The sequence below is a fragment of the Staphylococcus roterodami genome (assembly GCA_022493055.1).
Classification (GTDB): Bacteria; Bacillota; Bacilli; order Staphylococcales; family Staphylococcaceae; genus Staphylococcus; species Staphylococcus singaporensis.
Window position 1 is genome coordinate 2164392 of record CP092781.1, and the last position, 12020, is coordinate 2176411.

Genomic DNA, 12020 nt, shown 5'->3' on the forward strand with positions numbered 1-12020 from the left:
AACCTCAGTTAGTCAATTTTGTATTTATTTTTCTGTTTATCTTGATGACGTTCTTTAGCAAGTTCAATTAATTTCGTAATTAATTCAGAATATGATAGTCCCATATTTTCCCATAATTTTGGATACATACTGTAAGCAGTAAATCCAGGCATTGCATTTGTTTCGTTAATATAAATTTGGTTATCGTCTGTTACAAAGAAATCTGCACGTACTAAACCTGAGCAATCTGTTGCTTTAAATGCTTCTAACGCCATATTTCTAAGCGTTAATTTTACATCTTCATCTAAATCAGCAGGAATTTGTAATTGAACTTTACCATCTTTATATTTAGATTTGTAATCGTAAAATGCAACATCTTTTACAACTTCACCTGGCCAAGTTGCTTCTGGATAATCATTTCCAAGTACTGCTACTTCAATTTCACGTGCATTAACACCTTGCTCAATCACAAGTTTACGGTCAAATTGGAACGCTTCTTTAATACCTTCTTTTAATTCCGCTTCATTATTACATTTACTTATACCAACACTAGAACCTAAATTGGCCGGTTTAACAAATACTGGATAATTTAATTTGTCATTAACTAACTTTAAAATATTATGCTCATACTTTTCATACTCAGAACGCAAGAAACTAATATAAGGTAATTGTGGTAAACCTCTATGTTCGAATAATTGTTTCATCACAAGTTTATCCATTGAGCTTGCTGCTGAAAGTACACCGTTACCTACATATGGTACATCTAGTACTTCAAATAATCCTTGAATGGTACCATCTTCACCATTAGGTCCATGAAGCAATGGGAACACTGCGTCATAAGGTTGTCCTGAACTACTTTCTTTTAATAATGAAGAAATTTCTAGAGCTTCTCCATTTTCTAAATGAAGTTCATCAGTAGATTTAATTTCAGATGTTATATTATTTTGCTTTCTCCAATCACCATCATTAGTAATGTAAATGATATCAACGTGGTATTTGTCTTTATCTATTGCATTTAATACGTTTTGTGCTGTTAGAATCGACACTTCATGTTCAGCACTTTTCCCTCCAAAAACGATACAAATATTTTCTTTTGTCATTTCGTTTTCCTCCAATGATATATCAGGGCTTCCTACCTTAATATAAGTTAATATTCATTTTAATCCTGTTATTAATATATTTATTCGCATCTTTGAATCTTAATAGTATCACATTTAATGGCTATTTTGCATTTTAAAAACGATACGACGCTTGCCTTTGTCTTAGTTGTTTCATTGTTATACAGGACAATGTTTATTTCTATTTTATTCCTAAATTAAATTGAAATCTATAGCTGATATCTCTGTCATATTCTAGCTAATTTTTAAAAAGTCATGTAAAATTGATATAAACATTAGTGAGTATAAAAGGAGTTTGCAATGAATTATTCATCTCGTCAACAGCCGGATAAGCATTGGCTTCGCAAAGTAGACTGGGTATTAGTGGCCACTATAGCTGTTTTAGCAATTTTCAGTGTTCTGCTTATTAACTCGGCTATGGGCGGCGGGCAATATAGTGCTAATTTCGGTATAAGACAAATCTTTTACTATATTTTAGGCGCCATTTTTGCAGGTGTCATCATGTTTATTTCACCTAAAAAGATTAAACATTATGCATATATATTGTATTTCTTAATCTGCCTATTATTAATCGGATTACTAGTTATTCCTGAATCACCAATCACGCCGATTATTAACGGTGCTAAAAGTTGGTATACTTTTGGGCCAATCAGTATTCAACCATCAGAATTTATGAAAATTATTTTAATACTAGCATTAGCGCGTGTCGTTTCTAAACATAATCAATTTACATTTAATAAATCTTTTCAAAGTGATTTGCTTTTATTTTTCAAAATTATTGGTGTCTCGTTGTTACCAAGTATTTTAATATTATTGCAAAATGATTTAGGAACTACTTTAGTATTAGCTGCTATTATTGCTGGCGTGATGTTAGTAAGTGGCATTACATGGCGTATCTTAGCTCCTATTTTTATAACTGGTATTGTTGGAGCTATGACTATCATTTTGGGTATCCTATATGCACCATCCTTGATAGAAAATTTATTAGGTGTCCAATTATACCAAATGGGACGTATCAACTCTTGGCTTGATCCATATACATACAGTAGTGGTGATGGCTATCATTTAACTGAATCCCTTAAAGCGATAGGTTCTGGTCAATTACTAGGTAAAGGATACAATCACGGTGAAGTATATATTCCTGAAAACCATACTGATTTTATCTTTTCGGTTATTGGTGAAGAATTGGGCTTTATTGGTTCTGTTATTTTAATTCTTGTATTTTTATTCTTAATCTTCCATTTAATAAGACTTGCTGCGAAAATCGAAGATCAATTTAACAAAATCTTTATCGTAGGTTTTGTAACATTACTTGTGTTCCATATTTTACAAAATATCGGTATGACAATTCAGTTGTTACCTATCACTGGTATCCCGTTACCATTTATTAGTTATGGTGGTAGTGCATTATGGAGTATGATGACAGGTATCGGAATTGTTTTATCAATCTATTACCATGAACCAAAACGATATGTAGATTTATACCATCCGAAGAGCAATTAACTCATGACATTTAAATTTTAAATGCCATGTATCTTGAGTTTGGGACATAAAAAAATTTTCTAAAAATATCATTTCTGTCCCACTCCCATATATAAATGACAATAACTGTTAAAATAAATTCCCCCTTTGATGTAAACATTGAGAAATGCGTACTTTTTAGGGGGATTTTTGTATATGCTGTTTATATAATTAATGTAAGTGTTTATCAACTCACACTTTATCCTTATGCTTAATCATTGGAAATATGTATGCTGTTTGTGAATGCACATAGACAATTTACATATATCTTTTAAGATATAAGGATTGACTGCCAATATTATGAATAGAGAATCATCATTTTGATCAACTTCATATTTTCTTAAATAACCCCATAAAAAAACTACCAGTGACGTATCGCTGGCAGTTATCGTGGTGTGTGATTCATGATCACAGTCAATTATTTTAATTCGTGACTTACTTTATTAGATGCTGGTAACGTATTAATAATGTCTAAACGAGATTTAGTCTTTTTAATATTAACACCTAATGATGACAATAGTTTGACTACATTTTGAATCTTTTCAGGACGCTTCATTATTATCACCTCGTTTGGATTGCTTTCAATATTATCTTACCCTATTCGACATACCTTTACTACATCAATTACAAACTTTTTTGATTATTTTTAAAATAAAAATCTATAGCGTGCTTTACATTTATATATTAATGTACAATTTTATAGCCTGTATCGTAAATTTCTTTTTCAATGCTATTTAAATTTGCAGGTGTTTCATAAGCTACAACTACTTCTCCATCAATGATATTAATGTTCACATTATGCACACCTATCATGTTTGAAATACGCTCTGTCAACTGGTTTACTTGTTCTTCAGTTTCAATACCTGCTGTGTAAATTGTGTTTTGATATACCATCTTAAACTCCTTTAATCTTTAATCAACTTTTGAAAAGTAACTAGTAACTCTTCCATCGCTTCTTCTTGCGCGCCTTGATTAACTTTATTCATAATACAACTTTTCATATGTTGCTCTAATAACTTTGTTGCGACACTGTTTAATGCAGAACGAGTCGCTCTTATTTGTGTAAGAACATCATCACAATAGACGTCTTCTTCAATCATGCGATTAATCGCTCTCACTTGACCTTCTATTCGATTTAAACGTGATTTAAGATTTGTTTTAATTTGTTCAGAATGATGTGCATTATCTTGTTCAGTCATAGCATTCACTCCTCTATTTACATTCTTTACTATACTATATCCCACAAAACATAACGTCAATACTAAGACCTATTTTTCAAACTAAATTGTCATGATATTTAAATTGCTTCATGATACAATTAATAAGATTATATTACTTGTTTTAGATTTACGGTGGGAGGTTTCAAATGATAGAGTTACTAACAATTGCATTTAAACATTCAAATATTATTTTAAATTCAATATTTATTGGTGCATTTATTTTAAACTTATTATTCGCCTTTACCATTATTTTCATGGAAAGACGTTCTGCAAATTCTATCTGGGCTTGGTTACTTGTTTTAGTGTTCTTGCCTCTATTCGGCTTCATTCTATATTTACTACTAGGACGACAAATTCAACGTGACCAAATTTTCAAAATAGATAAGGAAGACAAAAAAGGTTTAGAGTTAATTGTCGATGAGCAATTAGCTGCTTTAAAAAATGAAAAATTTTCAAATTCCAATTATCAAATTATGAAATATAAAGAAATGATTCAAATGTTGCTCTATAATAATGCAGCATTTTTAACAACTGATAACGATTTGAAAATATATACCGATGGGCAAGAAAAATTTGATGACTTAATTCAAGACATTCGTAATGCTACAGATTATATTCACTTCCAGTATTATATTATTCATTGTGATGAATTAGGCCGTACCATTTTGAATGAACTTGCTAAGAAGGCAGAACAAGGCGTGGAAGTTAAGATTTTATACGATGACATGGGGTCACGTGGCTTACGTAAAAAAGGACTACGTGCATTCCGCAGTAAAGGCGGTCACGCTGAAGCTTTCTTCCCTTCAAAATTACCTCTAATCAACTTGCGTATGAACAATCGAAATCATCGCAAAATCGTTGTTATAGATGGAAAAATCGGATATGTCGGTGGCTTTAATGTAGGCGATGAATATTTAGGTAAATCGAAAAAATTTGGCTATTGGCGTGATACTCATTTACGTATTGTCGGAGATGCAGTCAATGCCTTGCAATTACGTTTTATTTTAGATTGGAATTCACAAGCAACACGTGATCATATCTCATATGATGACCGCTACTTCCCTGACGTGAATTCTGGTGGCACAATTGGTGTACAAATAGCTTCTAGTGGACCTGACGAAGAATGGGAACAAATTAAATATGGTTATTTGAAAATGATTTCATCTGCAAAAAAATCCATTTATATTCAATCACCATATTTTATTCCAGACCAAGCATTTCTAGATTCTATTAAAATAGCAGCATTAGGTGGTGTTGAAGTCAACATCATGATTCCTAATAAGCCTGATCATCCATTCGTCTTTTGGGCAACCTTAAAAAATGCAGCATCATTATTAGATGCTGGCGTTAAAGTATTTCATTATGATAATGGCTTCTTACATTCTAAAACATTGATTATAGATGATGAGATTGCAAGTGTTGGTACAGCAAATATGGACCACCGTAGTTTCACATTGAATTTCGAAGTTAACGCTTTTATTTATGATGAACAAATTGCCAAAAAACTAAAACAAGCATTTATTAATGATTTAAAAGTATCTTCTGAATTAACAAAAGCGCGCTATGCTAAGCGAAGCCTTTGGATTAAGTTTAAAGAAGGTATATCACAATTATTGTCACCAATATTATAAAAGAGCCATATGAGGAGTGTAAGTAATGCAGCAATCAAGTATCATTAGTGCCGCTCAACAATACATGGAATCTATACATCAAAATGATTATACAGGTCACGATATAGCACACGTATATCGTGTCACCGCTCTAGCTAAATCAATTGCTAAAAGTGAAGGTGTTAAAGATACCTTGATCATAGAACTGGCATCTTTACTACATGACACAGTTGATGAGAAAGTTGTAGATGCTGATAAACAATTAGATTCATTAACATCATTTTTGTCATCTTTATCGCTTTCAGATGAAATTCAAGAACATATATTATTTATAATTAACAATATGAGCTATCGCAATGGTAAAAATAATCATGTTTCTTTATCTTTAGAAGGTCAAATTGTTAGAGATGCAGATCGACTTGACGCTATAGGGGCTATTGGAATTGCACGAACATTTCAATTTGCCGGACATTTTGGCGAACCTATGTGGACAGAACAAATAGCATTTAACAACATTAATGATGATTTAATTGAAGGGTTACCATCATCTGCCATAAAACACTTCTTTGAAAAATTATTAAAATTACAATCATTAATGCATACAGAAACAGCTAAAAAGATTGCTAAAGAAAGACATGATTTTATGGTTATGTATTTGAAGCAATTCTTTACAGAGTGGAATTATCACGACTAGGTATAGCGATGATGCGTAAAAGTGAAGTTATTTTGGCATCATGCCTTTTTGATAAAGTGGTGCGGTAAGACAACAGTATTCTAATACAGCGTTTATAGGTTGTGCTTTTATAGATGCCCCGTTGTGGCGTTATGATGCGGTGTGATGTTGATGCGGTGTGATGTTGTGACCATGCCATGGCGTTTGGCGTTATGTTTCACACCGTTACATGTATTAGTGAATTGCTGTGGAAATGTTGTGGAATTAACTGCTGCACTGAAAAGACATTGTGTTAGTATGACATCGCAATAAGGCGTGGCTATTATGTTATTATCCACATTTTAAAATCTGTAATCTCGTTAAATATTATGACACTAAAAACAGCAGTAGGATGAATTTCACATTCGAAATCATCTTACTGCTGTTTCTATTTATCATACACTATGTTACGTGATACTGTACTTTTGCTATGTAAATAAAAAATCATGTGCGCCCTAAAAAGTTAAAATTAGCTTCAACTTTTAGGGGCTCATGATTTGGTATTGCTGAGGTTATTTCTTTTTCTTTTTAGACACTACTTGTGTGTTTTTACCTTTTTTGTTGCCGCCATTGTGTTCTCTTTCATATGCTTCAATGAAAGGCTGAACTTCTTTTTTAGCAACTTTTTCATAATGTATGTTCGCAAAGTGTGTTTGAACTACAAGGAATGCCGCACTAACTGACCAATATAAGCCAAGTGCTGATGCTGAGCTTAATGAAATCCAGATAATCATAATTGGTGAAATGATCATCATCATATAACCCATTTGACGTTGTTCGTCTGGCATCGTTTTACTTGATACATATGCTTGGATAAAGTATAAAACACCGGCAATAATTGTAATCCAAATATCAGGACGTCCTAAATCGAACCATAAGAAGTGTGGATACTTAAACAAACCATCTACAAGCTGATCTTTAAGTACAAAGTATAATCCCATGATGATTGGCATTTGAATTAACATTGGTAAACAACCTAACATACTCTTCATCGGGTTCATATCATACTTTTTATAAACTTGCATTAATTCTTGGTTTGCAGCCATTTTTTCTTCTTGTGTGCGTGCACGCTTCACTTTTTCTTGGATTTTTTCAACTTCTGGCTTCGCAACTTTCATTTTTTGACGCATCATATGACTATTTTTATAGTTTGACAACATGAATGGTAATAAAATAATACGAATTACCAATACAAGAATAATAATAGCTAAACCATAATTGTCGTTTAATAAGTTATTTCCCAACCAATCCAATACATTTTTCATTGGATCTACGAATGTATTGTAGAAAAACCCACTACGTTTTTCAGGTTTAGAATAGTCACAACCAGCCAAAAAGACCATAATACCTAAAAATAATGGTAGTAACGCTTTTTTCTTCATTTTTCCACCTCTATCATTATATTCACATAGGATTTATTCTATCACATTAATGAGTACGTATGAAACAATAAGTGGAAAAATTTAACTAATTATTAAAAAAATCTTTGAATTTTTTTACAGTACCTTCTATATTTTCACTTTTAGAAATAGCAGAAATAACTGAAATTCCATCTGCTCCAGCATCAACAATAGGTTCAACATTATTAGTATTGATACCCCCAATTGCTACAATTGGCAGTTGTGGATTCATTACTTTAAATGTAGCAATCATTTCTGGACCTACTGGTGTATGTGCGTCATTTTTTGAAGGTGTAGGATAAATTGGACCAACACCAATATAATCTACATTTGTTAAATCCGATTGTGCATATTCATCTACATCACTAACACTTAAGCCGATTATTTTATCTGTAAAATATTGTGCAATTTCATTAACATTAGCATCATCTTGACCGACATGAATACCGTCTGCATTAATTTCCTTCGCTAATTCAACATCATCATTAATTATAAAAGGTACTTGGTATTGATGACACAAATTTAGCAATTCTTTGGCTAATTCCAATTTTTCAGTTCCTTTTAATGCATTAGTACCTTTTTCTCTAAATTGAAAAAGTGTTACTCCTGCTTTTAGCGCTTCTTCTAATACATCATGAATAGTACGATGACTCGGAACATCAGATGAACCACAAATAAAATATACATTCAATTGTGAGTTATTAAACATGCTATTCCACCTCTTCAATGCGAAGCCATTGCTGGTAAGTCATATTATCTAAATGGTATAACGTATCAAGTAATATTGATGAAAACGTTCCAGGTCCATTACAATCTTCATTTTTAGCAGCTGATTCAGCAGCGATATTAAATACACTGACCGCTTCAATCAATGCATCTATATTTGGTTTTGTATTTCTAAATAAGAATCCAGCAATAACTCCCCCTAATAAACAACCAGCACCTGTAACTTTTGTCAATAATGGTGAGCCATTTGATAACATTATGACCTTACCATCTTGAACGATAACATCCTGTTCTCCTGTAACAACAATTGCAGTTTTATATGCTTCGTAGGCTTTTTTAGCAATAGCAACTACATTTAAATTATTATCACTATCTGTGCCTTTCATTGTTGCTGTGTCATCAATTAGTGCTAATATTTCAGATGCATTTCCTTTAATTACTGACACGTCTGCTGACTGTAAAAGTAATTTACAAAACTGTTTTCTATATGTAGATGCTCCAACTGCAACAGGGTCAAAGACAATCGGTAACCCTAATTCATTAGCTGTTTGAGCAATTGCAATGATATCTTGTTCATTTTGTGCTGTTAATGTTCCAATGTTGATTAACAATGCTTGAGCTACTTTATAAAATTCTCTTGCTTCTTCTGGTGCCTCACTCATTGCAGGGCTTGCACCAATACTTAATAATCCATTAGCTGTAAAATTTTTCACAACATCATTCGTATAGCAAATTGTTAATGGTTGTTCATTACGTATTTTATCTAGATATTTCATCATCTAATCCTTCTTTCTTTAAATATGCAAAATGATTAACTGGACCTCTTCCCCTACCTATTTCAGGTGTATATTGAATACTCATTGAAATAAACTTTTTAGCTTTATGCACTGCTTCTGTTAGTGTTCTACCTTTAGCAAGTTCTGCTGTTATAACTGCTGAAAAAGTACATCCAGTTCCATGCGTATGCTTTGTTTCAAATCTTTCACTTTCAAATGTTTTAACGCCATCTTTAGTAAATAAATAGTCCTTTGAAATATTAAGATCATCTGAATGACCACCTTTAATAACAACCCCCTTACTACCTATGTCATTAATAAAAATGCGTCCAGCTTGTAAAATTTTTTCTTCGCTATCAATTATAAGTCCTGTTATTTCCTCTGCTTCAGGTAAGTTTGGAGTCACGACATCAGCTAATGGCAATAACGTATGTTGTAAATTTTGTTTAGTTGCATCATCCATTAAAGAATCGCCACTTTTAGCTAGCATCACAGGATCAATTACATAAGGAATAGAGGGCTGTTGTAATAAATAATGACGAATTGTATCCATCGTATCAGCTGTAGCAATCATTCCCGTTTTAATTGCGTGAGGTAATGTATCACTAAATACACTATCTAGTTGCTCATCTACCCACTGACTTTCTAAGTTATGAATATGTTGAACTCCCATCGTATTTTGAGCAACAATGCTAGTAACGACTCCCATACCATATACACCACACGAATGAAATGATTTTAAATCAGCCATAACACCAGCACCACCTGTTGGATCCGTTCCAGCAATAGTTAATGCAATTTTAGGTTTATTCATTGACTATCTCCTCCAAATTCCCATTTTTCTAAAGTCATAGCCATATTGAAAAATCGACGTTCATGAATACAACTTTCTAAAAATACATGTTTCACTTGATTAAGTTCTTCAGTAGACAATGATTCCGCTAACTTATTCATCAATGCTTCAAAAACATTGATAACATCGTCCATTTCAGTACTATAAAAATCAAACCATTTTGCTGTATCTTTCTCTTTATTTAAACAACTATCATTTTGAGCACGCTTCGCTAATTCTGCATATATATATGGGCAAGGTGCCATTGCGGCAATTGTATAAATAGCATTTTCACGACTAAATGCTTGGTAATACATGTGCTTAATGTAATGGTCGCCACTTGGTGGCCAAACTTTAGTTTTAATAATTTCTTCATAAGGTTCACCAACAATTTGTGCTAATATATCATGCGCTAACACTTCACCTTCTACCATAAAATCAATTTGTTCTACTAAAAATTTCACATCATCCATATTGTTCATTTTTGGAATTAACAATGCATATAAGTTTGTAAATTCTTTTAAATACGCAGCATCAGCTTTTAAGTAATGACGTAATGCGTCAGCTTCTATATCTCCAGATAACATCTTCTGAATAAAATCATCTTCATAAATATCATTAATGATTGGCTTTGCATCTTGGTACAATTCTTGTGAAAACTCCATTGTAAAAAATCCTCCCTAAATAAAAAAACTACTTCCAACACAATGAAAGTAGTTTGATAACAATGCAACTAGACCAGCTACACATAATCAATGACTACTTTCCTACGTTGGTACTAACCAAATCAGGTCATAAGGGTCTGAATCTTCATCTCAGCCAATTTATTAGGCTCCCCTAGTAGTTCGTTAATATTCAATTTCAAATTTATCTTAGCAAACGTTTTCAACATTTTCAATTATTGTTGTATAGCTTTAATATTACTTTTTAAAAATTAATTTCTCCATTACATATAAAAATGACCGGAAATATTCGTAAGTCAATACAAATATTTCCGGCTTTAATTCTATTGTATTAATCTATCTACGCTATATACTTGTAACTTAAGCAGTTACCCAATGACCAGCGCCACCAGTGTTATATAATTTTACTGCTGCAGCATCTTGGACACTTTCTGGTGCATTTGCTGGTGATACACCTTTATATTTAGCTGGTGCTACTGAATCCCAAGTTGATTGTAAGAATTGATATTTACCTGCTGCACCTGATGTTGGGTTAACAGCATGAATATTACCACCAGATTCACGTTGTGCAATTTGTTTTAGATGATCATTCACATTAACTGAAGATCCTTCAGATGCTTTTGATTCTGTTGGTGTTGCAGTCACTTGTGAATTATTTGATGTTGTTGCTTGTGGCTGTTGTGTTTGAGCATTTTGTGGTGCTGCAACTTCTTGTGATTGCGTTTGATTAGCTTGCGCAGTTGAAGGTGCTACACTATTTGTTGGTGCTTGTGCACTTACTGTTGCTTCATTAGCACCTGTTGCATGATAATTCCATGCGAAGTGTGTACCATCTGATTCAAAATGATACGTAAATCCTTCATAGTCAAATGTATAATTATAAGCGCCTGCTTCAATTGGTTTTTGATTTAATGTTTGATCGTTTGATTGCGCCATTTGCGCTAATGATGCTTTATTTAAATCCGCTTCACTTGCATGGGCTTCATGACCTGCATTTCCTGCTACGATTCCTAAACCTACTGCTAAAGATGATGCGAGTAATGTTTTCTTCATAATCTTAAAATCCTCCTACAAGTAATTTGTTCTTTAAAAGTTTTACAGCAACTACTGTAACATCTGTGAAAACATTGCAGGTTACAACAAAATAAAAAATTCCTCGTGTTTATTACATAGACTTTACATAGTTTTAGTCTATAATATTTAAATTTATCCCCTATGAAAATCGTCATGACAATAATGAATATTTTTCATTTGCATTTTTATGTGTAATCGTTTTGCAATCTAACTATACTTAGACACAGAAAAACTACACAAAAAGACGACCTACACAACAGTTGCAATTGCCATGTAGGTCATCTATAAGTGAGTATATTTCAAGTTAATATGATCTATAAAAAATAGGATGGATTAAATGTATATTAAGGATGTTTAGGATTATTGGAT

The 12020-nt window shown here is 32.5% G+C and carries 13 protein-coding genes and 1 riboswitch; of the genes, 3 read left to right on the plus strand and 10 right to left on the minus strand.

Annotated features, from left to right (window positions below):
- Positions 1-8 precede the first annotated feature (8 nt).
- Complete coding sequence (locus ML436_10555; protein ID UMT77574.1) at positions 9-1079, minus strand: D-alanine--D-alanine ligase; 1071 nt, start codon at positions 1077-1079, stop codon at positions 9-11.
- Positions 1080-1397: 318 nt separating this feature from the next.
- Here ML436_10555 and ML436_10560 point away from each other — a divergent pair, with 318 nt between their 5' ends.
- Positions 1398-2600, plus strand: a complete 1203-nt coding sequence (locus ML436_10560; GenBank protein ID UMT77575.1) for a rod shape-determining protein RodA — start codon at positions 1398-1400, stop codon at positions 2598-2600.
- Positions 2601-3036: 436 nt separating this feature from the next.
- Here ML436_10560 and ML436_10565 read toward each other — a convergent pair whose 3' ends face one another.
- The 3 genes from ML436_10565 to csoR form a co-directional block, all read right to left on the minus strand.
- Positions 3037-3174 (minus strand): hypothetical protein, encoded by a 138-nt coding sequence (locus tag ML436_10565; GenBank protein UMT77576.1) that lies wholly within the window; start codon positions 3172-3174, stop codon positions 3037-3039.
- A gap of 128 nt (positions 3175-3302) precedes the next feature.
- Positions 3303-3512 (minus strand): heavy-metal-associated domain-containing protein, encoded by a 210-nt coding sequence (locus ML436_10570; protein UMT77577.1) that lies wholly within the window; start codon positions 3510-3512, stop codon positions 3303-3305.
- Positions 3513-3523: 11 nt separating this feature from the next.
- The gene (csoR, locus tag ML436_10575; protein ID UMT77578.1) at positions 3524-3817 is read right to left on the minus strand and encodes a copper-sensing transcriptional repressor CsoR; all 294 of its coding nucleotides are present in this window, start codon (positions 3815-3817) and stop codon (positions 3524-3526) included.
- Between the two features lie 167 nt (positions 3818-3984).
- On the opposite strand from csoR, the gene cls reads away from it, so the two are divergent.
- The gene (gene cls, locus ML436_10580; protein UMT77579.1) at positions 3985-5469 is read left to right on the plus strand and encodes a cardiolipin synthase; all 1485 of its coding nucleotides are present in this window, start codon (positions 3985-3987) and stop codon (positions 5467-5469) included.
- A gap of 25 nt (positions 5470-5494) precedes the next feature.
- Positions 5495-6142 (plus strand): HD domain-containing protein, encoded by a 648-nt coding sequence (locus tag ML436_10585; protein ID UMT77580.1) that lies wholly within the window; start codon positions 5495-5497, stop codon positions 6140-6142.
- 530 nt (positions 6143-6672) lie between these two features.
- Here the strand turns inward: ML436_10585 and yidC are convergent.
- The 6 genes from yidC to sceD all read right to left on the minus strand — a co-directional run bounded on the left by yidC (position 6673) and on the right by sceD (position 11630).
- Positions 6673-7542: a membrane protein insertase YidC gene (gene yidC / locus ML436_10590; protein ID UMT77581.1), complete on the minus strand. Its 870-nt coding sequence runs from the start codon at positions 7540-7542 to the stop codon at positions 6673-6675.
- 85 nt (positions 7543-7627) lie between these two features.
- Positions 7628-8269 (minus strand): thiamine phosphate synthase, encoded by a 642-nt coding sequence (gene thiE / locus ML436_10595; protein UMT77582.1) that lies wholly within the window; start codon positions 8267-8269, stop codon positions 7628-7630.
- Between the two features lies 1 nt (position 8270).
- Positions 8271-9062 (minus strand): hydroxyethylthiazole kinase, encoded by a 792-nt coding sequence (gene thiM, locus ML436_10600; protein UMT77583.1) that lies wholly within the window; start codon positions 9060-9062, stop codon positions 8271-8273.
- Positions 9046-9876, minus strand: a complete 831-nt coding sequence (gene thiD / locus ML436_10605; GenBank protein UMT77584.1) for a bifunctional hydroxymethylpyrimidine kinase/phosphomethylpyrimidine kinase — start codon at positions 9874-9876, stop codon at positions 9046-9048. The genes thiM and thiD overlap by 17 nt, the downstream gene beginning before the upstream one ends.
- Entirely contained in the window at positions 9873-10559 is a 687-nt protein-coding gene (gene tenA, locus ML436_10610) for a thiaminase II (protein UMT77585.1), read from the minus strand. Before tenA ends, thiD begins: the two co-directional genes overlap by 4 nt.
- Positions 10560-10641: 82 nt before the next feature.
- Positions 10642-10743: riboswitch (TPP riboswitch) on the minus strand.
- Between the two features lie 194 nt (positions 10744-10937).
- The gene (gene sceD / locus ML436_10615; protein ID UMT77586.1) at positions 10938-11630 is read right to left on the minus strand and encodes a lytic transglycosylase SceD; all 693 of its coding nucleotides are present in this window, start codon (positions 11628-11630) and stop codon (positions 10938-10940) included.
- Positions 11631-12020 lie beyond the last annotated feature (390 nt).